At 48.1% G+C, this 24,611-nt stretch carries 19 protein-coding genes, 1 rRNA gene and 1 riboswitch; of the genes, 17 read left to right on the top strand and 3 right to left on the bottom strand.

Translation table 11 applies throughout. From position 1 onward, the window contains the following. Positions 1–177 precede the first annotated feature (177 nt). Positions 178–1,524, bottom strand: coding sequence for a glutamate-1-semialdehyde 2,1-aminomutase (locus L6I86_RS14855; RefSeq protein WP_276574861.1), 1,347 nt, complete (start codon positions 1,522–1,524; stop codon positions 178–180). A gap of 272 nt (positions 1,525–1,796) precedes the next feature. Beyond that, positions 1,797–2,840, bottom strand: a complete 1,044-nt coding sequence (locus L6I86_RS14860) for an LCP family protein (RefSeq protein ID WP_236288225.1) — start codon at positions 2,838–2,840, stop codon at positions 1,797–1,799. A 232-nt stretch (positions 2,841–3,072) separates the two neighbouring features. On the opposite strand from L6I86_RS14860, the gene L6I86_RS14865 reads away from it, so the two are divergent. The 3 genes from L6I86_RS14865 to L6I86_RS14875 are packed head-to-tail and all read left to right on the top strand — an operon-like array spanning position 3,073 to position 5,701. Next, a complete protein-coding gene (locus tag L6I86_RS14865; protein WP_236288227.1) occupies positions 3,073–4,125 on the top strand; it encodes an ABC transporter ATP-binding protein in 1,053 nt (350 codons plus the stop codon). Beyond that, entirely contained in the window at positions 4,118–4,912 is a 795-nt protein-coding gene (locus L6I86_RS14870) for an ABC transporter permease (RefSeq protein ID WP_236288229.1), read from the top strand. The genes L6I86_RS14865 and L6I86_RS14870 overlap by 8 nt, the downstream gene beginning before the upstream one ends. A 3-nt stretch (positions 4,913–4,915) precedes the next feature. Then, positions 4,916–5,701, top strand: coding sequence for an ABC transporter permease (locus tag L6I86_RS14875; RefSeq protein ID WP_057313366.1), 786 nt, complete (start codon positions 4,916–4,918; stop codon positions 5,699–5,701). Positions 5,702–5,785: 84 nt separating this feature from the next. On the opposite strand, the gene L6I86_RS14880 is transcribed toward L6I86_RS14875, so the two are convergent. Then, positions 5,786–6,652 (bottom strand): YheC/YheD family protein, encoded by an 867-nt coding sequence (locus L6I86_RS14880; protein ID WP_236288231.1) that lies wholly within the window; start codon positions 6,650–6,652, stop codon positions 5,786–5,788. A 203-nt stretch (positions 6,653–6,855) separates the two neighbouring features. Between L6I86_RS14880 and L6I86_RS14885 the strand changes: the two genes are divergently transcribed. The 14 genes from L6I86_RS14885 to L6I86_RS14950 form a co-directional block, all read left to right on the top strand. Beyond that, a complete protein-coding gene (locus tag L6I86_RS14885) occupies positions 6,856–8,049 on the top strand; it encodes an AMP-binding protein (protein WP_236288233.1) in 1,194 nt (397 codons plus the stop codon). A 17-nt stretch (positions 8,050–8,066) separates the two neighbouring features. Then, a complete protein-coding gene (sbnA, locus tag L6I86_RS14890) occupies positions 8,067–9,032 on the top strand; it encodes a 2,3-diaminopropionate biosynthesis protein SbnA (RefSeq protein WP_236288235.1) in 966 nt (321 codons plus the stop codon). 16 nt (positions 9,033–9,048) lie between these two features. Beyond that, on the top strand, positions 9,049–10,029 hold the full coding sequence (locus tag L6I86_RS14895) for a 2,3-diaminopropionate biosynthesis protein SbnB (RefSeq protein ID WP_236288237.1): 981 nt from the start codon (positions 9,049–9,051) through the stop codon (positions 10,027–10,029). 987 nt (positions 10,030–11,016) lie between these two features. Next, positions 11,017–12,294, top strand: a complete 1,278-nt coding sequence (locus L6I86_RS14900) for a phytoene desaturase family protein (RefSeq protein WP_236288238.1) — start codon at positions 11,017–11,019, stop codon at positions 12,292–12,294. A 37-nt stretch (positions 12,295–12,331) separates the two neighbouring features. Continuing rightward, entirely contained in the window at positions 12,332–13,240 is a 909-nt protein-coding gene (locus tag L6I86_RS14905) for an RNA polymerase sigma-70 factor (RefSeq protein WP_236288240.1), read from the top strand. Positions 13,241–13,386: 146 nt separating this feature from the next. Further along, complete coding sequence (bcp, locus tag L6I86_RS14910) at positions 13,387–13,869, top strand: thioredoxin-dependent thiol peroxidase (protein ID WP_236288242.1); 483 nt, start codon at positions 13,387–13,389, stop codon at positions 13,867–13,869. A gap of 200 nt (positions 13,870–14,069) precedes the next feature. Next, positions 14,070–15,536 (top strand): polysaccharide deacetylase family protein, encoded by a 1,467-nt coding sequence (locus L6I86_RS14915; RefSeq protein ID WP_236288245.1) that lies wholly within the window; start codon positions 14,070–14,072, stop codon positions 15,534–15,536. 64 nt (positions 15,537–15,600) lie between these two features. After that, on the top strand, positions 15,601–16,578 hold the full coding sequence (locus L6I86_RS14920; RefSeq protein WP_236288247.1) for an AAA family ATPase: 978 nt from the start codon (positions 15,601–15,603) through the stop codon (positions 16,576–16,578). Positions 16,579–16,588: 10 nt separating this feature from the next. Beyond that, positions 16,589–17,800, top strand: a complete 1,212-nt coding sequence (locus tag L6I86_RS14925; RefSeq protein ID WP_236288249.1) for a DUF58 domain-containing protein — start codon at positions 16,589–16,591, stop codon at positions 17,798–17,800. After that, the gene (locus L6I86_RS14930) at positions 17,787–20,228 is read left to right on the top strand and encodes a transglutaminase TgpA family protein (protein WP_236288251.1); all 2,442 of its coding nucleotides are present in this window, start codon (positions 17,787–17,789) and stop codon (positions 20,226–20,228) included. Before L6I86_RS14925 ends, L6I86_RS14930 begins: the two co-directional genes overlap by 14 nt. A 111-nt stretch (positions 20,229–20,339) precedes the next feature. Continuing rightward, positions 20,340–21,878 (top strand): glutamine-hydrolyzing GMP synthase, encoded by a 1,539-nt coding sequence (gene guaA / locus L6I86_RS14935; RefSeq protein WP_173118255.1) that lies wholly within the window; start codon positions 20,340–20,342, stop codon positions 21,876–21,878. 155 nt (positions 21,879–22,033) lie between these two features. Beyond that, complete coding sequence (locus L6I86_RS14940; RefSeq protein WP_236288253.1) at positions 22,034–22,396, top strand: DUF1304 domain-containing protein; 363 nt, start codon at positions 22,034–22,036, stop codon at positions 22,394–22,396. A gap of 130 nt (positions 22,397–22,526) precedes the next feature. Continuing rightward, positions 22,527–22,627: riboswitch (purine riboswitch) on the top strand. A 142-nt stretch (positions 22,628–22,769) separates the two neighbouring features. Further along, positions 22,770–24,173, top strand: a complete 1,404-nt coding sequence (locus L6I86_RS14945; protein ID WP_056617673.1) for an NCS2 family permease — start codon at positions 22,770–22,772, stop codon at positions 24,171–24,173. Between the two features lie 341 nt (positions 24,174–24,514). Beyond that, positions 24,515–24,611, top strand: a 16S ribosomal RNA gene (locus L6I86_RS14950); the annotation flags it as partial.

The raw sequence follows: 24,611 nt of genomic DNA on the forward strand, positions 1-24,611 counted from the left end.
AATCTTAGAATAGCATGAAAAAGTTCATCCGACAATACTTGCAGACGGAAATCATAAATGTAAGCGTTACCTTTTTTGTATACAGGTGAATAAAAGTATAATTCTTACAACGCATGTTAGGGTAGAAAGACGAACGAACTACAATCCTAATAGGATCATAGTTCGTTTTTGGGACGACTATCGTGTTTTCATTATTCGGAAAGCTTGGTCTGCAGCCTCGAGCGTTTGAGTAATATCAGCCTCTGTATGGGCAATTGTCATGAACCAAGCTTCGTATTTGGAAGGGGCAAGATTAATGCCTTGCTCCAGCATAAGTCGGAAGAAATCGGCGAAGCGTTCGCCATCCGTATCTTGCGCTTCCTCATAATTGGTGATCGGATGATCACAAAAATGAGTAGAGAAGGCGCCGCCGATGCGGTTCAGCGTCAAGGCGATGCCATGGCGGGCGGCGGATTCGGAGATGCCATTCGCGAGTGTTGTACCAAGCTGTTCGAGCTTGGTGTAAACACCCGGCTGCTGGAGCACCTCCAAGCAGGCGATACCGGCGGAGATGGAGGCGGGGTTCCCCGCCATCGTGCCGGCTTGATACGCAGGTCCGAGAGGCGCGACCTGCTCCATCACTTCCTTGCGGCCACCGTAGGCCCCGATCGGCAGCCCGCCGCCGATCACTTTGCCGAGGGCCGTCAGGTCCGGTTCCACGGCGGCGAAGCGTGCGGCGGCTTCGGTGGGGCCTCCCTCTAGGATAGGGAGGCCTTCGTAGGTCTGTGCCGATCCGTAATGGAATCGGAACGCTGTGATGACCTCGTCGTAGATGACGAGGGCGCCGTGTTTGCGAGCAGCTGCGCAGAGCTGCTCGAGGTAACCGGCATGGGGCATGACCATGCCGAAGTTGCCGACGATGGGCTCGACCATCACCGCGGCAATGTCTTCACCCCAACGCGCAAGCGCGGCCTCTAGTGCCGGGATGTCGTTGAACGGCACGGTGATGACCTCTTGCGCGATGCTTGCCGGCACGCCTGCGCTGTCAGGCGTACCCAGGGTGGACGGCCCGGAGCCGGCCGCCACCAGCACGAGATCCGAGTGGCCGTGGTAGCACCCGGCAAACTTAATAATCTTGGTGCGCTTCGTGAACGCGCGCGCCACGCGAATCGTCGTCATCACGGCCTCAGTGCCGGAGTTGACGAAGCGCACTTTGTCGAGCGAGGGAATCGCCGACTTCAGCATTTTGGCGAACTCGATCTCGAGTTCGGTCGGGGTGCCGTACAGCGTGCCGTTCTGTGCGGCGCGGATAATCGCTTCGGTCACGTGCGGATGGGCGTGACCGGTAATGATTGGGCCATAGGCGGCGAGGTAGTCAATGAAGCGATTCCCGTCTACGTCCCAGAAGTGTGCGCCTTGCGCACGCTTCATGAAGACGGGCGCGCCGCCGCCAACAGCTTTGAATGAGCGTGATGGGGAGTTGACCCCGCCGACGATGTGTTGCAGTGCTTCTTGATAGAGGAGTTCGGATTGCTTGCGTTCCATGACGATATCATTCCTTTATATGTAGTAGTGGTTGATTTCATTAATTCATTAAGTAGCGACCTGCGCCAAGCGAAGGGGATCGAGAGGACGCAAATTACGAATAACAAATTTCCATTTTTGTCATTCGCGATTATTATATTCAGCAATATACACCCTCGGCGAATTGCGCACCCATACAAAAAATAAGAGTGGATACCCACTCTTATTATCCGTTTTTTCACGCTATGCTCTCATACTATTCCTGCTATAATTCCGTATCCTGCTCATGCATCCTACTTCACTGTTTTCGCAGCAACTTTCGGTGTTGGAGAAGGTGACGGCTTAGTTGGTCCTGAATCAGCTTCAGCTGTACCCGCAAATAGGTCTTTCATATACTTTTGAAGCTTCACCTTATCCGCTGTAATGACCGAAGCGCCGCGGATCGTTTTCTCCATCAGTAAGTCTGAAGGGGGAAGCTGTGATGTGACGATGCCATCAGCTTTGGCTTCATACCCAAGGCTTCCGAGCTTGAGCATGTCTGTTACGCTAAGATTCGTATCAATATACGGATCGATTGCATTCAGAATACGCGGGAGCTTGATCAGCGATGAAGTGGATTGCATTTTAGCCGCAACAGCTGTCAGGAACTTTCTTTGTCTCTCCGTCCGGGAGAAGTCGGACAATGCATCGTGGCGGAAGCGAACATATTGCAGGGCTGTTTTGCCATCTAGATGCTGCTGTCCTTTTTTCAAATTAATGTCGTATACATGGTCATCTTCGGAGTCGGAATATTTCATATCCTTCTCCACATCAATATCAATGCCGCCAACCGCATCGATCAATGCGATGAAACCTTTGAAGTCGGTGTATACATAATATTGAACCGGAATGCCAAGGAGATCGCTAACGGTTTTCATGGCCAAATTAGGTCCGCCTGTCGTAATCGCGGTATTAATCCGATCTTCGCCTTCACCGGGGATTTTCACGTAGGTATCCCGCAGAATCGAGAACAGATGAGCCTTCTTTGTGACTGGATCGATGGAGGCTAACATAATACTATCTGATCTTGGTAACTCATTCTTCACCATGCCGCGAGAATCACCGCCTAACAGCAAGATATTTACGCGTTGCTTGCTTTCCCATTTCGGTGGTGTGTATTTATCCGCATCCTTCGCGTTGTTCGGAATAAAGGTTGTGCTTCCATTACCTTTCCCATTCGCACTGTCAGAATTATGAGAGATATTGTTAGCGAAGCTGTAGAAGGCGTAAGAATAATAGCCGGCGACCACCAAAAGCAGCATGACGATCAGGAGCATGGTCCGTTTGAAGATTTTCATACTATGTAAGCTCCTCTCCAAGGTGAAATTTAGCGTTAATTTAAAGGTAAATACGATACCTGTTAATCTGTACTTTTTTTTCTTACAGAATTGGGGTATCATGAGCTTGTTGTACGGTTGTAGGAAACGTCATTATGATCCATATTATAGATGCTACGAAACTTCGATAGCAAGTTATGACGAATGTTGCCGTAATCTGTAACCGAGACGACGAAGTCAGGGGGGAAGACGCATGTTAGCCATAGATGTTCAAATGCTGCGCAAAGAATTTCAAGTTCAGCAAAGCCGCGGTGGCCTCAAAGGTGCCGTGCAAGATTTATTCAAACGTGAGTATAAGCAAATTACAGCTGTGAAGGACATAAGCTTTCAGATTCCAAAAGGCGAAATTTGTGGATATATCGGTGAAAATGGTGCCGGAAAATCGACGACGATCAAAATGTTAACGGGTATTCTCGTTCCTACGTCCGGTCACATCAAAGTGAATGGTTATGTGCCATTCAAAGAGCGGGAGAAATTCGTCGCTGGGATCGGTGTTGTTTTCGGTCAGCGCAGCCAGCTCTGGTGGGATATTGGTGTTGTTGAGTCTTTCCAGCTGTTGAAAAAGGTATACCGCGTCTCCGAAGCCGATTATAAAAAACGTCTCGATGAGCTCGTCGACCGTTTGCAGCTGTCGGATCTTCTATCACGACCTGTTCGTAAGCTGAGCTTAGGTCAGCGGATGCGCTGTGAATTAGCGGCTTCCTTGCTGCATAATCCTGAAATTTTATTTCTGGATGAGCCAACCATTGGCCTCGACATTGTTGTAAAAACAGAGATCCGTGAATTTCTGAAGTCGCTCAATCAGCGATATGAGACGACGATTCTGCTGACAACGCATGATTTGCAGGACATCGAGGCACTGTGCTCCCGTGTTATTATGCTAGATGACGGCCGAATTATTTATGATGGCGGTCTGGAAGAGCTGAAAGCCAGATGGGGAAAAGGAAAAGAAGTTGTCCTTCAGTTCGAACACCCAACAACGTTAGCGCGACTTCAAGAGCTGACCCTTGGCTTGGATGTAGCTTGGCAGCTTGAGAATGAGCTATCCGCCAAAGTGTTCATTCCGTACGAAAGAGCGAATATCTCGGAAGTGTTAAGCCGCGTCGTTGGCGTGCTGCAAATCCAAGATATCAAGATTAATGAAACGAATACGGATGATATTGTCCGTGAAATTTATAAATCAGGCTCGGCCGAAGTGAAACGTTTGGAGATTGATCAGCCAGAGGGAGTTACGATCCATGCATAGAGCTTATATAGAAGTTATACGCATGCGGTTTCTCATGATGCTCGCTTATCGGGTGAATTATTACAGCGGGATCCTGATCTATGCGCTTAATATTGGCTCGTACTATTTCGTATATAAAGCGATTTATGGCGACCAAGCTGTCATCGGTGGTCTTACCCTTGGTCAAATGACAACCTATGTGGCGATTTCCTGGATGGGCCGCGCTTTCTATTTTAATAACCTAGATCGTGAGATTGCTAACGAGATTCGGGATGGCAGTGTCGCCATTCAATTCATCCGGCCCTACAATTATATTTTTGTGAAAATGATGCAAGGCTTAGGCGAAGGTGTATTCCGTCTTCTGCTCTTCACGACACCTGGTATGATCCTGATCTGGCTGCTGCTCCCGATTCAATTCCCAACAGATCCGAGCTTGTGGGTCATTTACTTAGTGATGCTGTTCTTTAGCTTTTTGATTAACACGCAATTGAATATCATTACGGGCTTGTTTGCCTTTTTCCTCGAAAACAATGAAGGCCTTATGCGCATGAAGCGCGTAGCGGTAGACCTTTTTTCAGGGCTCATTATTCCGATTTCCTTTTTCCCAGGATGGTCCAAGTCGATTCTGGAGTGGCTGCCCTTTCAGGCGATCACTTATTTACCCAGTGCAGTGTTTACCGGAAAAATAACGGGCAACGCGATACTCCAAAACTTTGGCGTACAAGTTCTCTGGTTCCTGCTCCTTATTATTCCGATCTATGTGCTGTGGGTAAAATCCAAAACACGTCTATTCGTACAGGGAGGGTAACGCATGTTCTATATCACCCTCATTTTCGATTATTTCAAAAACTACATGAAAACAAGGCTCACCTACCGATCCGATTTTTGGATTGAAGTGCTGTCCGACTTGTTATTCAATGGGTTGAATCTATTCTTCATTCTTGTCGTCTTTCTGCAAACGCAATCGCTAGGCGGCTGGAATCAAGAACAAATTTTGTTCATCTACGGTTATTTTATGATCCCATATGGCATATTTATTTCCTTTTTTAATCTGTGGGGCTTTAGCGAGCGCTACATTGTCAAAGGGGAAATGGATCGTATCCTAACGCGGCCGGCATATAATCTATGGCAGCTTATGCTCGAGAATCTCGATCCAGCTTCCATGTTCAGTGCACTGGCAGGTTTGGTTGTAATGATCTACTCCTGGGTGCAGTTGGATCTGCCATTCCACTGGCATGATCCGCTGATCTTTATCGTCATGGTGGTGGGCTCGATCCTCATATATGCAGGCGTATACATCTCGCTGACCTCATTAGCCTTCTTCTCCGATGCGCCAACTGGCATCTTGCCGTTGATTTGGAACATTCAGAACTATGGTCGTTATCCAGCGACGATTTACAATAAGTTACTCAGAAGTATTCTGACGTGGATACTGCCGTTTGCGTTCGTTGGTTTTTATCCAGCCGCCTATTTCATTGACCCAGAGAACTGGAAGTGGTTTGCTCTGTTAACTCCTGTGGTCGGCATCGCGTTCAGTGCGCTAGGTATCACGGTGTGGAATATTGGCGTGAAGCGCTATCGCGGCGCAGGTTCATAGCTCAAATCGTAAGGCCGTCTTACAAGGTAAATAACCTTGTAGGACGGCCTTATATCATTTATCTGGCAGAAACCTTAAAAAACATTATTCACTATCCAAAGTCAGTTCGGAAGGTGGTTCTACGCTCGGGAGAGGCTGCTCGATTGAAGCGGTCGAAATATGCCGTTTCGGTGCTTTCTTCGCCTTCGAGCAGGTCAAATCATACTTGCGGCCATTGGCTCTGCCGAATCGGACGATTTTGCGGATGATGGTTTGATCCGCAAGTTTGGTGAAGGGGCACGGATCAGGCCTTGTGTTGACCTCGAGGATCCATGGCTTCAGCCGCTGATCGACAGCGATATCGATGCCGAGCTCATTCATGCCCGGGTAGGTGCGGCTTATTTGACCTGCGGTGAGATAGGCTACTCTTTCCATTTCATGCATAAGAATAGACGTTGCTTGGACACCGATTCGGGGTTCCAGGAGGTCATAAGGACTGTAGATGGTGCCGCCTTGACTGCCATTGGTGACAGCCTTCTGTGGATGAGCGACCCTGGCTGCAGTCCCCGTACATTCCCATTTCCCCGAAGGGTTTCGCTGAATCATGACACGGAAGTCATAGGGATTGCCTTCGTGCGTTAGCACGTGAATACCTTTTTGAATGAGATAGCGCTTGGTGCCGCAGCGGTGCCTCAGGGACTGATATAGCTTCTCAAATGTCGGAAAACGGTAAATGTTCACCCCACGCTGATAGCGATAGGCTCCTCCTCGTTTCTCAACGCGCATAACGCCTATCCCGAGGGAACCGATATCGGGTTTAACATAGAGCATGCCATACTGGGCGAGCATGGCAGATAGTCGATTTCGCTCAAAAGGATGTGTAGTTGGCACATACTTTCTTAATTTCACATTCCGCAGCGTGATGCGTGTTTTTATCCATTTGCTTGAAACGGCCTTCAGTGAACTTGTCATGGTGATGATCCTCTCTCTAACCGAGTTTGGCGTTTCATTATTTCAATTATGATATGAGCGACGCTGGAGGCGGGTGAACAAGGAAATGATTTAGGTAATTAGGAAAAAAGAACGATGGGCGGGAAGGGCGCATAGAATATGTAGTCAGGTGGATTTGGGTTAGAGGTGCAGTTAGTAGAGCTGAGAGGAGGAGCCGCACGTCTATGCGAATAAAGGAAGTTATACAAAAGATGAAGCGGCAATTTCCCTGGTTGCTATCAGGACACGAACAGGAAGAACACGCTGCACTACCGTTAGTGTCAGCTGGTGTGTTGGAATCGTATTACTACACGGATGCCAACCCGTTTCTACAAGTTGAGGAAATGAATCGGTATCAAACGTCAGGTACGAGTTCGAAGCGGCGGAAGACGATTTTTTACTCCCGCTCAGATGAAGAAGCTTATCTGCGAATTAAACTGGACGTGTTCCGAACTATTCTGGAAGGAACACGTTATCGAACTGCGATGGCAGACATGGGTACAGGGCATGCGGAAGCAACGGCCGTCGAAGTGTTTCGCGAACTCGGCATGGAGGTGGAATCGGTTTCCTTTCGGCTTCCGATCGAGCAGCATATCGAGCGACTTCAAAGCTTTAGACCCGAGGTGCTATATACAATGCCGTCGATTTTGGATCGGATTTTGCAAGCGTCGGAGAATCCTGCCCACTATGGCATCCAGCATGTCATTCTCGTTGGGGAGATTGCTTCACCGGGATGGAGACAACGCACGGCCGAAAGACTGGGGATAGCGGAGACGCAGGTCACCGATACGTACGGTTCTATCGAAATTGGGACGATTGCCTACTTTTCACACAAGCATGGTAGGTATTTATTTGCGGAGGGTATCGTCGCAGAGGGTGTCAAAGCAGAACTGCTCGATGGCGATCTGGAGCCGCTACCGGATGAGTTGGAGCAAGTTCTGGTCCTCACCTCGTCCGTAAGGGACGCGTTCCCAGCGCTGCGCTATGTCACCTACGATGTTGTACGTGATTTGAAAGCTATTGATGTGGATGGCATTCCAACGCAGAGCTTTCAGAGTGTTGTAAAGCGTATTGGACCCGACCTGAAGCACGGGGAGAAAATCAGTATCTATGACATCGAGGATGTCGTCTATCGTCATCTGCGTGAAGCCAGCGTTCGTGTACAGGTGAGCGGCAATGGATTGACTGTTTATGTCTACAGTGCCCTGGCAACTCCAGCTGTTCTTAACAGCATTCGTACGGATGTAGAAAGCCGCATTCCAGCTATCGGCATGATGATTCAGGCAAAACTTTTGGATGGTATCCAAGTTATCGGGGGCACCTTTGAGGATTCACAGAACCGCACCTTCGTGAAAAATAAAAAGATTTTTTACACATAAAGGAGGGGAGGAAGCGAATGGAGCTTGAAGGAGGAATTGTTCGTGCGATCGGACATACGCCGCTTATTCGGCTATCACGTTTGTTTAAGGATCAACCCTTTGAGGTTTATGGCAAAATGGAGTGGATGAACCCCGGCGGCAGCGCAAAGGATCGGCCAGCTTTGTTCATGCTGCGGGAGGCGATCCGCCGTGGTGAAGTGACGAGCGAGAGTGTCATCGTGGAGTCGAGCTCCGGCAATTTGGCGATTAGTCTCGCTCAACTTTGCCGGTACCTAGGGCTTCGCTTCATCTGCGTTGTCGATCCGCGTACGACGCAGCAGCATTTGCAAATCATCCGCAGCTTCCAAGGGGAGATTGACCTCGTTTCCGTGCCGGATGAGGCGACAGGCGAGTTTCTGCCAGCACGCATCCGTCGGGTAGCGGAGCTGGTGAGTCAAATCCCGAATGCCTACTGGACGAATCAGTATGGAAGTCCAGACAATGCGCTGGCTCATAGCGAGACAACGATGCGGGAAATTGGCGAGCAGTTAGGTAAGGTTGACTATTTATTTTGCGGCGTCAGCTCATGTGGAACGATTCGAGGATGCATGGAGTACATTCGCAGTCGCGGATGGTCGACACAGATCGTGGCGGTGGATGCCGAAGGCAGTGTTATTTTTGGCGGAGAAAAAGGTTCAAGGAAATTCCCTGGACTAGGCGCAGGTATCACACCTGGCTTGCATCGGCATGATGTAGCGGACAAAGTCATCTACGTATCCGATAGGGACTGTGTGGAGGGCTGCCGCGCATTAGTTCGTGAAGAGGCCGTTCTAGCAGGAGCTTCCTCCGGAGGTGTTATTTCGGCGATACGCAGACTGAGCGATTCCATTCCACCTGGAGCGATTTGCGCAGCAATTTTGCCGGACCGTGGTGAACGATATTTGAATACGGTGTACAACGATGAATGGGTTGGGCGAGAGATAGGGTATACACCGAGTAACTAGCATGGGAGACTAGCGAATGTTGTATTTACAGGATGACCATATCCGAGAGATCGGAATCGATTGGAAGAAGCTAACCGACATCATTCAAGATGTCATTGCCATACAAGACAGTGGGGATTGTGCTCATCCTTTGAAGCCGTACTTACGTTTCCGCGATCCGAAAAACCGGATTATTGCAATGCCTGCTTACGTAGGCGGTAACATCAATATTTCGGGCATTAAATGGATTGCGAGCTTTCCAGACAATCGCCTTAAGGGACTTCCCCGGGCTAATAATACGCTGATTCTGAATAAACCCTCGACTGGTGAGCCACTGGCATTTATCCACAGCGGACTGTTAAATGGCCTTCGGACCGCAGCGGTGAGCGGTGTGATGTTGAGTCAATTTGTGATGGTCAGGCAGCCTGAGCGTTTGCGCATTCACTTAATCGGGTGGGGACCCATTGGGCGGCTGCATCTGGATATGTGTGCTGCTTTGTTTGGCGAATGGATTGAAGAGGTTCGGATTTATGATCTGAATGGTGTCGAATTTGAAACGGTTCCTGCTGCTATTCAGAGCAGGACGCAAGTTATTAATGATTGGCGCATGGGCTACCGCGAGGCTAATGTGATTATGACCTGCACCGTGTCAGCGGAGAGGTACATTGATGAAACCCCGCCTCGCGGTGCGCTCCTTCTCAATGTATCCCTCCGGGATTATAAAGCGGAAAGCGTTGCTGACGTGAAAGCAATCATTGTGGATGATTGGCGCGAAGTATGCCGTGAGCAGACGGATATCGAGCAGCTACATCTGTTGAATAACTTACAAGAATCGGATGTACACACTTTAGCCGATGTAGTGCTTCGCGACCAGCTTGCTAAGGTGGAAGTGCACGAACCCGTTTTTTTCAATCCGATGGGCTTAGGCATCTTCGATATTGCCGTTGCAGGCTACTATTGGAGGGAAGCGTTGCGGCTGCAAAAAGGAATTACGCTTGAGGGCAGTAAGTATAAGTAGCCAAGAGGAGTTAGTTTTCTTGGAGCTGCGGAACGTGAGGGCGCTATTTCGCTGGAATGAAAGGTTTGTGTCCGAATTCCATGAAATAGCGGATCCTCGTTCCGCAAATATTGGAAGTTGCAGATATTCACTCGAATGGCGGAAGGACGTTCCGTTTCATTGGGGAGAGTCTGTAGATGGTGGGGATAGATAGAGGAAAAGGATTAGGTAGGGAATGTGTACAAGTTGATGTAAGTGTAATTGTGAGTAAGTATAGCTGAAGCACATCAGTGGTGCTATTGGCGTTTGAATTGTAGTGGGTTGGATGAATGAAGTGGTATAACAGCGATCCTAAATGGGGTGATTACAAAAGTAAACAAGGGTCGTATCAGAGGCTGTTGCAGCAACAAAAGGCGCTTCTTTTTATACTTATTCACATCTATCCACAGAGTTACCCACAAGTCCACAGGGCCTTAAGTCCCTGTTGTGCATAACTAAGACGATAGGTATTAACATATCCACATGTTGAGTTATCCACAGAAATTCGCCTGTGGATTATAAATTAATTGGTTTGCTGCATTCTATCCAACCCCAACCTTGTTTCGCCAACGTGCCCCCACCTACGCTTAGCCTTAGCTGTTACTTATCTGACTATCTGGATTTTCTACATCTATTCGAACTGTTTTTCACGTTTCTGAGGGGTTAACTGGATTTCATACAGATAAATTTCAACTTTTGTCCCGATTCTTCAAAGTTGCATGAAATTAACTGCCGTTTTTACAGCTAATGCTGGAAAACCATCGAATCCGCGAGAAATACCTGTATGTTATACAGCTAAACACGCGGACAAGCCACCTCAACTACCTCAATCCGTACAGTCAATTCCTCACCTCATCCACCTCAACTCCACGCCTAAGCCCCGCATCCTCATAATTCTTTCTGCTCTTGTCACAAACCATCCGACTATTTCGCCTTATAGATATAAAGCGAAATTGGAGGATGATGAACATGACCAAATACGATACAGCCGTCATTGGCGGAGGCTTAGCTGGATTCATTGCTGCACTTGAAGTGGCTAAAGGTGGCCGAAGTGTTGTTCTGCTGGAACGTTCGGGACGAATGGGCGGCAGAGCGATGACGAATAACAAAAATGGCGTACTTTTCAACCTTGGCGGACATGCGTTATACCGGGCAGGAGATGCTTTTCGCATTCTGCAAGAGCTTGGTGTTCGCATCGAAGGAGGCCCACCTTCTGCAAAGGTCAATGCATTGTGGAACAAAGGAGTAGTACCGATGCCGGCAACACCGCTCAGCATGCTCACATCGAAGCTGCTTTCGTGGTCCGGGAAACTGGGACTTCTGCGACTCGTCATACGGTTATCTAAAATGGACGCCAGCAAGGTTGGAAACGCACCGCTCAGACAGTGGGCGGAGCAAGAGATTGCTGATCCGATGGTTCGTCACATTTTTTACTCTTTGTGCCGAACGGCAACTTACACATTTGATCCAGATCATCAGCTTGCTGGTCCGGTGCTAGGGCAGGTACAGCGCTCATTAAAAGGAGTGCTGTACATCCACGGAGGCTGGCAAAAGATCGTCGATCAGCTTCATCAGAAAGCGATTGATGCAGGTGTCCACATCATAAGTGGTTCCGACGTGAAAGAAATTGTGCATGGGAATGGTCAGGTGCAGGGCATCAAACTTGCTGGTGAAGAAATGCTTGAAGTATCGCATATCATTAGCACCGCCTCCCCCTCGGAGACTTACAAACTAGTCCCGAACGCAGACCGCACGATATTGAAACAGTGGAAGGATGAAGCACGCCCTTCGAAGGCTGCTTGCCTAGACTTAGCCTTGAGAAAACTCTCCGTTCCAGGTCGAGATGTAGCGATTGCGTTGGACCAACCGATCTTTTTCTCGCATCACACTTTAAATGCCAAGCTTAGTGAGGACGGTACACTCGTCGTGCATATGGTCAAATATAACGGACAAGGGGAAAGTAATCCGAAAGATGACGAGGAAGCCCTTACTGCAGCCATGAATACCCTACATCCAGGTTGGGAAAAAGAAGTTGTTACAAAGCAGTTTCTGCCGAACATGACGGTCGTCCATGACACCTTACATGTAGGTAAGACCAATATGCAAACAGGTCCAGATGTTAAGGGCATTCGAGGACTTTATGTAGCGGGTGACTGGGCAAGCCATGGCGAAATGCTCGCGGATGCCTCAGCGGCAAGTGCTAGACGTGCGGCTCAAGCTATTTTAAAAATGCCTCAGTTCGCTTAAAATTATCCTATAACAGTAGATCGGGAGGTGTGACAAGATGGAGATCACAGGAGCAGAAGCTTCCGAGCAGATCTATCTAAGTTATAGACCGTTAATGTTTTCACTAGCGTATCGCATGCTGGGCAGTGTAATGGATGCGGAGGATGTGGTGCAGGAGGCATTTCTGTATGCCAATGAGACGAATCTGAACCATGTACACAATCCCAAGGCTTATCTGTGCAAAATCGTGACCAACCGCTGCATCGATAGCCTGCGCTCTGCCAGCAAGAAACGAGAGGTCTACGTCGGGCCTTGGCTGCCGGAGCCACTGATAACGACAAGCGCAAACGCGGATAATCAGATCCTACCTGATCTCGCGTATACGCACAAAGAATCGCTTTCCACCGCATACCTTCTGCTTCTGCAGCAGCTGTCTTGGGTGGAGCGGGCAGTATTCTTGCTTCGCGAGGTCCTGCAGTATGAATACGATGAAATCGCGGAGATTGTGGGCAAAAGCAGCACGAATTGCCGTCAAATTTTCCGACGAGCCAAGAATGCGATAAGTCTCCCGCCAGAGCGGGCGAGTGAAACGAAACAAACGACAGCAATCGTGGAACAATTCGTACACGCATTAGTGTCAGGGAATATCGCTCAACTGTTAACCATCGTGAAATCAGATGCTATTCTATACTCTGATGGTGGAGGCAAGGTGAATGCGGCGACCAATCCTATCTTGGGGGTGGAGCGAATTGCCAAGTTCTTATCAGGCATTTTGGCCAAATTACCAGAGGACTATCGCTTTACCTTTACGACAGTGAACGGACAACTAGGCATTGTTGCGTATGTAAATAATCAGCCTAATAATGTGATGACTTTCCAACTTGAAGAGGGGCAGATCAAGGCTTTCTATATCGTCGTGAATCCTGATAAACTGAAGCACATCGAACCATGGCACATGGAAGCGTGAGGTCTTAACCTCTTATTATAGAAAGCTGCTCAGGAGTCAATACGATTCGTAGCAGCTTTTTTCCGTTTGATGTCGTCCGGGGAATATCGCATAATGGGAGGAAGTCAAGATTTACATAGCAAGACGAGAAAGAGGAGAGAGCCGTATTGAAAAAAGGAAGTGAAACGGCAGTAACTAAGCGTAAGGCACCAGCCTTCTCGCTGCCTGCCTCCAATGGAGAGAAAGTTTCTTTAGCCGATTATAAAGGGCGTAAAGTTGTTATTTATTTTTACCCACAAGACAATACACCAACCTGTACCCAGCAATCCTGCGACTTTCGAGACTATAATGGGAAATTCGCGGAGTTAGGTGTAGAAGTGATCGGTATCAGTCCGGATGAACTAAAATCGCATGACAAATTTATTGCGAAGTACGAGCTGCCGTTCCTCCTGCTTTCAGACACCAATCATAAGGTAGCAGAGAAGTATGGGGTATGGGCGTTGAAAAAGCTATATGGCCGCGAGTACATGGGCATTATTCGATCGACCTTTCTAATTAACGAAAAAGGATACATTGTGAAGGAATGGAGTAAAGTGAAGATTAAAAATCACGTGCAGTCTGTACTGGATGCTGTGATGGAAATGAAGTAGGCTGCTTAGAATCTCGTATTCGTCAACTTATTTAGTAGAGATGCGCGTACCAGCTTCTTCCATATATATAGGGGATGATGAGTCCCAAAGCGATGCTTCTCCTTGCGGAGAGGGATCGTTTTTTTATGTCATACTCTCGCACCTCCGCCCATATAATCTATCAGATGTCAAAATGATAGAACATGCGGAGGGATCATCGGATGCGCTCACAGGTAAAAGCTCCAAACAACGGACGACTACGATTTCAAATCATGATGGTTGTTGTTTTACTAGTTTCACTCTTGGTTGGTAGCATGCCGGCCAAAGCCGCGGATAATGAAGCTGATCCATCTGTACAAGAGACGTTTGGGCAGCTTCAAGCAGGAAAGCGACTGAAGAGTGAGAGGACTTATGTAACACCGGAGCAGCCTACTGTATATCTGACGTTTGATGATGGTCCTAGCAAGTTGACGAATCAGGTGCTGGATATTTTAGATAAAGAAGATGTTAAAGCAACGTTCTTCGTACTTGGTGAACAAGCGAAAGCACATCCTGCTGAACTCAAAAGAATCGTAAAAGACGGTCATGCCATCGGCAATCATACCTATAATCATGTTTATAAAGAGCTTTATAGTGATTTTCAAACCTTTTGGAACCAAATCCAGCGCAGCGAAGATGTTATTTCAAATCTCGTGGGAATACGACCTCAACTCGTACGAGCGCCTGGCGGGACAGCTACGAATTTTGACGCCTACTACTTTTATTTGATGGAGCAAGCAGGCTATATCATGGAGGATTGGAATGTCGACAGTGGAGACTCCAAGAGGGCGAATGTGCCCGTGAATGAAATTTGGCAGACGGTGAAAGCTTCCCCCCTTGACCACGAGATCAACATTCTGTTTCACGATGGAACAGGCCATGAATCTTCCGTCCAAGTACTACCTCAAGTGATTAGCTATTACAAAAAGCTAGGCTACGCCTTCGCCACGTTGACAGATCAAGTGAAGCCCAAACAATTCGCCATCACGAAGCCGAAATGGTCGCGGAACATGAGTTTGAAGCAATTCCAAGGGATGATAGATCAGACGCAGCAATATGCAGTCGCTCATCCGAGCCCGTCGGATCTAGTGAAGCAGGCAGAGGAAAAGCGCCTCGCGCAGAAGCTTGAGGCAGAAGCTGAAGAGAAAGCGAAAGCGAAGATGGAAGAAGAAGCGGAGGCTGCGCGTATTCTAGCGAAGCAAGCTGCTTTGCCTCTGCAGGTTCATGTACTCGGAGGGAATACGTTTTCCATAGAACCTTCGATTTATAAGCTGCATGCGAATCAAATAGAGTTGCCTCTGCGCTATCTGATCGAGAAGATGGGTGGGAAAGTGGCGTGGCAGGCGGATACGAAAACAGCCAATGCCCATTACGGCATTTATGATATGGACTATGATCTTGTGAATAGAAGCATTAGTTTGTTCACTTTAGGGAAGCAAACAGCCACTTATTCGTTAGCGGATATGAATATGCAGGATAATCAAATTATCGTGCCACTGCGCAAAACGATCGTATCGCTCGGCGGCCGTATTACGAATGCTGTGATGGACCCCGACTACCGTGAGGTTTCTATGGCGCTGCGTCCCCTTCACTTTTTTAAAGAAAATAATACTATTCTCAAAAACTCTCTATTTGCAATGGGAGGATAGTGTCTAAAAGAGTAGAGAGATGGAAAAACTAGAAGCATACCCTTATAAAGGAGGCTTCTTGTCTATGGCATCGAAAACCCGAATATTCGATCAACCGCAGCCTCTTGTGGAACGGATGATCATGAACGTAGAGAAAGTGATAGTTGGCAAAAGAGATACGATAGAGAAAGCTTTTATCGCGATGTTGAGCGGCGGGCATCTCCTGCTAGAGGACGTTCCTGGTGTAGGCAAAACCATGCTAGCACGCGCGTTAGCCAAAACGATCGGTTGCGAGTTTAAGAGAATTCAATGTACGCCAGACCTGCTTCCTTCGGATGTGACAGGTATTTCTGTTTTTAATGTCAAAAGCAATGAGTTTGAGTTTCGGCCAGGGCCATTAATGACGTCTGTCGTACTTGCGGATGAATGTAATCGGACCTCCCCGAAGACGCAGTCTGCTTTCCTAGAAGCGATGGAAGAAAAACGAGTGACCATTGACGGCACAAGTTATGAGTTGCCGAAACCATTCGTCGTCATCGCGACGCAAAATCCGATGGATTATGAAGGCACGTACGCGTTGCCGGAAGCGCAGATGGATCGGTTTATGATGAAGCTCTCACTTGGCTATCCAACGCATGATCAAGAGATTCTGATGTTGGATCGACTGCAGGATCGTCACCCGTTGGAAAGCTTGAAACCTGTTATTGTGCAGGATGAGTTCGTGCAATTACAGAAAGAAGCGGCCATGATCCATGTGGATAACACGTTAAAAGACTTTATTGTTCGCTTAGCTTTAGCGACGCGAGATCATGCTGATTATTACATAGGCGCAAGTCCGAGGGCGTCTTATGCGTTGATGCGTGCCGCACAAACGGCGGCGTACGTGAAAGGGAGAACCTTTGTTGTCCCGGATGATATTAAAGATTTGGTTTTACCTGTGTGGACGCACCGGCTTATTCTGACATCGGATGCGCGCATGATGGGCCGTTCGGCAGAACTCATTCTTCAGGGCTTACTAGATGGCATGCAAACACCAGTTCTTCGTTATGTCACAGCGAAGTAGGGGGCATGACATGAAAAGCTGGGGGAAGACGACGCTATTGCTCGTAAGTTGTATGTTGGTGATCTTCTTGGCTTATCGCCAAGGCGGGGTTGCTGCGTGGTATCTAGGCATTTGTTTGTCGTTGATCTGGATACAGGCAGGATTATTTTATGTATTTGCGCTGAAAGGTTTGAACTTGAATCGGCGCCTGTCAGGTGACGTGTTTCTTGCAGGTGAAGATGTGACGATTGTGCTTGAGATCCAGCATCGTTCCTGGGTTCCCCTGCCATGGCTGCTGTTGAAAGAAACTTGGATCCATGAAGGAAATGGGAGAAAGCTGACGTACAGCAAGCTGCTTTTCCCTTGGTTTCAGAAGTCGATTTTGCTGCCTTACAAAATGACCCATCTCATGCGAGGCAGCTACCGTTTTGCTCACCTTGAAGCTTCGGCAGGTGACCTCTTTGGCTTCGCACTTCGCAAAATACAGAGGGAAGATTTACAACGTTATGTTGTTTATCCGCGGCCGGATGCATTGGGGCGGAGCGGGATGACCTTCCAATCGGAGGAAGGTTCTACAACGCTTAGTTCAAAGGGCGAAACGCCGCTGATCAGCTCCGTTCGTGACTACGTCAGCGGTGATCCGTATCACCGCATCCACTGGAAATCGACGGCTCGCCTGAGCCGTCTGATGACCAAAGACCCCGAGCAGGCCGCCTCCACGAAGTGGATGCTGCTGCTCGATGTCACGCCTGCGGCGGGCCCAGCAGAAGCGGCGCAGCCGCTGCTGGAGAAGGGCGTCGCCCTCGCGGCGGGTTTCTTCGAAGCCGCCGCGGGTGGGCGAGAGAGCTGCGGCTTCGCCTGCAGCTCCTCAAGTGTAAGGCGAATCGCGCCGACGATTCGCCCCGATCTAACGCTCGCGTACGAAGTACTCGCGAGCGTTGGCGGCAAGCCCGCCCTGTCTTTTCCTGACCTCGTCAGGAAAGAGGCGGCAGACTTGCCGCTGCATGCGTCGATGCTGTGCATCACGTCGACGCTGGATGTGGCGCTGGTGCGCGCTATCGCAGATAGCGGCACTAGGCGCCGAGCCGTGCACGTGATCTACGTGCACGCGCGGCCTTCCCTCTCGGTCGCAGAGCGAGAGGGGGCTTCTCAGCTGCAGGCCGCAGGCTGCAGCTTCACGGAAGTGCCGCATCCGCAGAGTCAGTGGCCAAGGCAAGGGGGTGTTGCGGATGCAACCGCTTGAACCACGCCGCGGGCTGCCCGCGCGCTCTCGCACTTCGCTTTTTAAAAAGTCTCACTCAGGCGCTTCACGATCTCGCACCTCGATTTCAGGCAGTTCGCCATTGAATTCGTCGTTGCACGCAGGCATCTCACATGCTAGCAATCCACAAGCCAATCCTTCCCACCCAGACACATCATCTCACAACCCATCAAAACTCATCTTCCGCGCAGACAACTTGCCGCCACAACACAATAGTCTCCTCCGAGATGGCCTCATCACCCTGCTGCTCTTTCTCCTTCTTTCGGAATGGCTGCGACCTTTGGCTTGGATGGGCGATGAGTTGATCCAAATAGGACCGATACTTGTTGTGTTTGCACTGTGTCTTGCACTGGATTGCTTCCGGGTCCCTTATGGATGGGGATGGTTGGCGAAGTGCAGCATTATCGTGGTTTTTATAGGTTATATGTTTAACCGTGAGACCTTGCTTGCTGGAGGATGGATTCTCTCATTGGTGAGAACACTCGCGCAAGATTTTGTATATATCGTACAGGCACATTTTGATCTTATCAGCGGTGAAATGCGCACGCTCCTGTTTCTAATGGGTTGGGCGTTGCTGCTTTCGGTTGTTCAAGCTCTAATGCTCCAAAGACAGCACAGTCTTTGGTTTGTGATGGCGATCTTAATCTATCTCGTAGGCATACAGCTCGTATTAGGGGCAGATACCGTTCAAGGAATCGTACGCACATTAGGTTATGGGCTGATCCTGATGGCTCTTCTCAATCTTTCGAGAATTGAACAGACCTATCGTGTGACAACTGTGCGTTCACGTCATTATTTGCAATGGCTGATCGTTAGTGTGATCGTCGTTGGTATGTTGTCTGGCCTTGGTTGGTTGTCGGCTAAGCAAACCGAGTCCGAGCCTTTGATGAAGCCAGTAAGCTGGGCGCATTGGTATGATCGTTTATTTGAGCTCTATGAGGACGAGACGGGAGTAAGCCAGGCCGTGGCGACTTCTGGGTATGGTCAGAACGATACGTCCTTAGGAGGTCCACTCCAAGTGGACACCTCGCCAGTGTTTACGGCCAAAACCTCTGAACTTACCTACTGGCGCGGCGAATCCAAAAGCTTCTACGATGGCAAAGGCTGGACCCAGCCTACTCAGAAGCTAGAACCTTTCGTGGCCTCTAGTTCATCGGCAACAGCTCCGGTCATTGTGCAGGAGATTTTAATGAATGAGAAGGCGGCGAATAAGCAATTGTTCGTAGGTGGTGGGCTGCGGAGCGTTGATATGCTGCTGAGTGAGAAAGGGAAGCTGATTTCTCCTGGGAGTCTGTTAAGTTCCGAAACGAGTGGCTTAACGACCTTGCCGGAGATCGCTGACCCTCTTTCTTATTACAAAATCACCGTTCAGCCTATTAAAGAAAATCCTGACCTTTTGAACACAGATATCGCACCTTATCCAGAAGAAATCACGCGGGAGTATTTGCAATTGCCAGAGTCGTTGCCGCGGACGGTACGAAGTACGGCTGAGCAAGTTACTGAAAACCGGTTAACGCCTTATGCCAAGGCAGTAGCGATCGAGCAATATTTAAGTCAAACTTTTCCCTACAGTCTCGAAAAGCCTACCAATCCCAGCCGAAGCGAAGATTTCGTCAGTCATTTCCTGTTCGTTGATCGAACAGGGTATTGTGATCATTTTTCAACGGCCATGGTGGTTATGCTTCGTTCTGTCGGTGTACCTGCTCGGTGGGTGAAGGGGTTTGCTCAAGGGACAGTAGACGCCACCGATGACAATGGGCTGCGCGAGGTAGTTGTCCGCAATCAAGATGCGCATTCTTGGGTTGAAGTCTATTTCCCTTCGATGGGATGGGTGCCATTCGAGCCGACACCTGGTTTCTCAGGGATATCCGTGGATCAACCTAGAGATATGTTAACGACAGCAACAATGGAGCAGCTTGGGATGACAGCTTCCCTTACGAATACACCGGTGACGAAATCCGTCATTTCCAAATCGAGTGAATGGTTGCACACGATGAAGAATAATCTCATCCAATTAGTAAAGGCTTATAAGAGTGCCGTTTTTGTTCTGATTTGCAGTAGCTGTTTACTTGTTGGTCTATATGTTGTACTAAGGCGGCAAGGATACTTGTTGCGCAGAACAGTGGAGTTCTCAAGTTACAACAATGGATCTCTTAGTCAGCAACATCCGTTGACGCCGTATATGGATCGACTGTGGAGACAGCTTTTCCGCAAATATGGTGTAAAGCCTGCCAATCAAACGGTTCGCGAATATGTCATGAATCTCCAAGTGACCCATCAAGGGCAGCAACAGGCACTGATGGCTTTCGCTCACATCTATGAAAGTGTCCGCTACGATCCGGCGCGTGCCTTGGCCTATTCGAAGCGGGAAATTGCAGCAATTTGGAAAGCCATTCAAAAGACACATTAAATCCCCTTTACATCCTAGGTGCCTAATGTTTAAAATTAGTACCTAGAAATAGCGGTAAGCGGACAAGGGTTCTACCCAATCTTCAATCGCTATGAACCTAGGAGGTCGGATATGAGTAAACCAAGTGAATTGATCGTCGTTTTAGATTTTGGAGGCCAATATAACCAACTGATTGCTAGACGAATCCGTGATTTAGGCGTTTACAGCGAATTGCTGCCGCACAATACAACGGTTGATAAAATTCGTGAGATTAACCCGAAGGGGATCGTGTTCTCCGGCGGACCTGCAAGTGTTTATGGCGAAGGAGCTCCTTCGGTTGATGCTGGCATTTTCGATTTGGGTATCCCGATCTTAGGTATTTGTTATGGCATGCAGTTGATTGCCCACCAATTGAACGGGAAAGTTGAACGCGCACATACGCGTGAATATGGCAAAGCAGATCTTGAGTTCTCGAACCAAAGCCCGCTAGTCAAAGGCCTAGAGGCGAAACAAACCGTATGGATGAGTCATGGTGACCATGTTTCCGTTCTACCTGAAGGTTTTGTTGTTGAAGCTAGCACGGAGTCACTTCCAATTGCTGCAATGAGCAACCGTGATCGCAAAATTCATGCAGTCCAATTCCACCCAGAGGTTCGTCACTCAGTTCAAGGGAACGAAATGATTCACAACTTCATCTATGAAGTGTGTGGTTGTGTCGGCGATTGGACGATGTCATCCTTCGTGGAAGATATGATTAAAGAACTTCGTGCAGAAGTTGGCGATAAAAAAGTGCTTTGCGCACTAAGCGGCGGTGTGGATTCCTCCGTTGTTGCGATCTTGCTTCACAAAGCAATCGGCGCGCAATTGACATGTATGTTCATTGACCATGGTTTGCTTCGTCAAGGTGAAGGCGAAAGCGTTATGGAGACGTTTGTCGGCAAATTTGATATGAAGGTTGTCAAAATCGATGCAAAAGATCGTTTCCTCGGCAAATTGGCTGGCGTAGCGGATCCAGAGCAAAAACGTAAAATCATCGGCACCGAATTCATTCGCGTGTTTGAAGAAGAATCCAGCAAGTTTGACGACTTCACTTACTTGGCGCAAGGCACGTTGTATACGGATATCGTAGAAAGTGGTACAGCTACCGCACAAACGATCAAGTCGCATCATAACGTTGGCGGTCTGCCGAAAGATATGAAGTTCAAGCTCATCGAACCATTGAAAACACTATTCAAAGACGAAGTTCGTAAAGTCGGTGAAGAGTGTGGTCTACCTTCTGCAATCGTATGGAGACAGCCGTTCCCAGGTCCTGGTCTAGCCATCCGCGTTCTAGGTGAAGTTACCGAGGATAAGCTGAAAATTGTTCGTGAATCCGACGCCATCCTGCGCGACGAAATCGCCAAAGCTGGCCTAGATCGCGAGATCTGGCAGTACTTCACGGCGCTTCCTGGCATGAAGAGCGTAGGCGTTATGGGCGATGCTAGAACATACTCCTACACAGTAGGTATCCGCGCAGTAACATCCATCGATGGTATGACTGCTGACTGGGCTCGTATTCCTTGGGATGTGCTTGAGAAGATTTCCGTTCGTATCGTAAATGAGGTTGAGAATGTGAATCGTATCGTCTACGACATCACGTCCAAACCGCCTGCGACGATTGAGTGGGAATAGATTGGCCGTTTAATCAACACAAATAGTGTGAAAGAAAGACTCTCTTTGAGCTGTAGACCAGCTGGAAGAGAGTCTTTTATTTTGAGCGATATGACTGGATAAATATGTTACATTAAATAGGAACACCTAATTGGAGTACGAATGGAGGAAAAGTTATGGCAATGATTGCAATGATTTTGGTCGGACTTGTTGCACTTGAGCATTTGTATATCCTAGTGTTGGAAATGTTCTTGTGGACAACCCCGCGCGCGATGAAGTCGTTCGGTATGACGAAAGAGAATGCTCAGATTACAAAAAGCTTGGCTGCCAATCAAGGGCTATACAATGGTTTTCTGGCAGCAGGTCTTGTGTGGGGCCTTGTCCATCCAGACGCCTCGGTCGGGCGATCAATCGAGATTTTTTTCCTCGTGTGCGTGCTCGTGGCAGCTGTATTTGGAGGCGCCACCGCCAAAAAATCAATTCTTCTTGTGCAGGGATTGCCTGCTCTTGTAGCTCTTGTTTTCGTCTTTCTAACCTAGCGTTATAGGTTATGATTGCCATTGAATGGGAATATGAAAGTAAACTAGAAAAAGACGAACGATATGGGAATCTTTACCCAGTGATTGTTCGTCTTTTTTATTGACACTTGCTCAATTCTTCACTAGAATATGAAATTGGATAACAGTTTTTCGTATAATCTCGGGAATTGGCCTGAGAGTTTCTACGAGATCACCGCAAATGATCTGGCTACGAAAAAAAGGAACGGTATCCGTATGAGTTTTTCGTGCGACTTCACACATTGAAGGCAGCCCTCATATGGACGGCTCCTTTTTCGTACCCGGAATCAGGCAACATGATTCCGGGTTTTTTGCTGTTCCCCACCATTCGTTTAGGAGGAGTAGGAAAATGGATTTGGATCGTTTTTTTAAATTGAAACAAAATGGCACCACGGTAAGAACAGAAATCATGGCGGGGATTACGACGTTCATGACTATGGCTTACATCCTTGCGGTAAATCCAGATGTATTAAGTGCATTTAAATCAGGGGCAACTGGCGGAGACTGGACTTCCATTTTCTTAGCAACAGCTATTGCGGCGGGCGTGATGACGATTGCAATGGGGCTTTTCGTAAACTTTCCTGTGGCACTAGCACCGGGAATGGGCTTGAATGCTTACTTCGCGACGATTATTTTGACCTCACAAGGTAAATTTACGTTTTCGATGGCACTCACGGCCGTGTTTATCTCCGGGATTATCTTTATCATCCTAACGGTTACGAAAATTCGTCAAATGCTTCTAGTCGCTATCCCAGATAGCTTGAAGCATGCGATCACAGTAGGGATTGGGTTGTTTATTGCCATGATCGGTTTCAAAAACAGCGGCATTCTCAGCGTTGCAGTTGAAGCTGGTAATGATATTAAAGCACATCAGTATACAGAAGTTCTTTCGTTTGAAACGATCTTTCACCTAGGTTCATTAGAAGATAAAGGTGTTATTTTAACCATCGTAGGTATTCTACTGATCTCCATCTTAATGGTGCTTCGTGTTCGTGGCGCGATCTTGTTCGGAATTCTTGCTACAACGGTTGTTGGTTATTTCATGGGTATGGTGGATCTAGGTACGCTAACTAGTGACAAAACCACATGGGTACCCGATATGTCCAAGCTGCGTTTTGCTGATTTTGATTTTGCAGGCATTATGACAACCGGGATCGTTTCCGTTATTGCTACATTTACTTTCGTTGAGTTGTTCGATACCTTCGGTACAATGGTAGGAACAGCTTCTCGTGCAGGTATTATGAAGAACAAAGAAGAAGGCAACAAACGTGTAGGTAAAGCGATGTTCGTTGATGCAATCGGTGTTAGCGGCGGCGCATTGGTTGGTACAAGTACGGTAACGGCATTCGTAGAGAGTGCAGCAGGTGTAGCAGAGGGTGGACGTACAGGTCTAACGGCTGTAACGACAGGCGTATGTTTCTTACTTGCTCTGTTCTTGGCGCCAATTGCTATGTTGATTCCAGGTTCGGCGACTGCGGCAGCGTTGATTGTTGTTGGTGTTCTCATGGTTCAATCCATTAAAGAGATCGACTTCCAAGACTTCGTTGTTGCGATCCCAGCTTTCCTTACACTTGTATTGATGCCTTTCACATACAACATTGCGAACGGAATTTCCTTCGGAATCGTGACTTATGTGGTTCTAGCTACAGCAGCTAATTTAGGTGGCAAAAGTGAGAAGAAATACAACGTTCACTGGTTAATGTGGATTCTAGCCCTTCTAATTATTGCTCGATACGTCTTTATTGGAAGCCAAGGTTAAAATAAGGTAAGGTCCTGGTACATTTGTACTAGGACCTTTTTCATTCCGTTTATTTCCAAGTCGAAAAAACTTGCAATCCCTTGGAGGATTTGTTATATTACTCCTTGTCGCTTCGGCGGTCGAACGAAAGAACGAGAGAATCGAAAGAAACTTAAAAATAGTTCTTGCATTCGAATGAGCTGATGTGGTATATTACTTCTCGCTGCTTCGGTAACACGGCAGTGAACGAAAGAAATTGATCTTTGAAAACTGAACAACGAGTGAGTAAGCACAGTCGAGTAATCGACTATAAAAGAGATTGCAAAATCTCGCTAGCTTCAAATGAGCAAGTCAGCTTTTCTATTATGGAGAGTTTGATCCTGGCTCAGGACGAACGCTGGCGGCGTGCCTAATACATGCAAGTCGAGCGGGTTTATCCTTCGGGATAAGCTAGCGGCG

The organism is Paenibacillus allorhizoplanae (genome assembly GCF_927798215.1).
Lineage (GTDB): Bacteria > Bacillota > Bacilli > Paenibacillales > NBRC-103111 > Paenibacillus_E > Paenibacillus_E allorhizoplanae.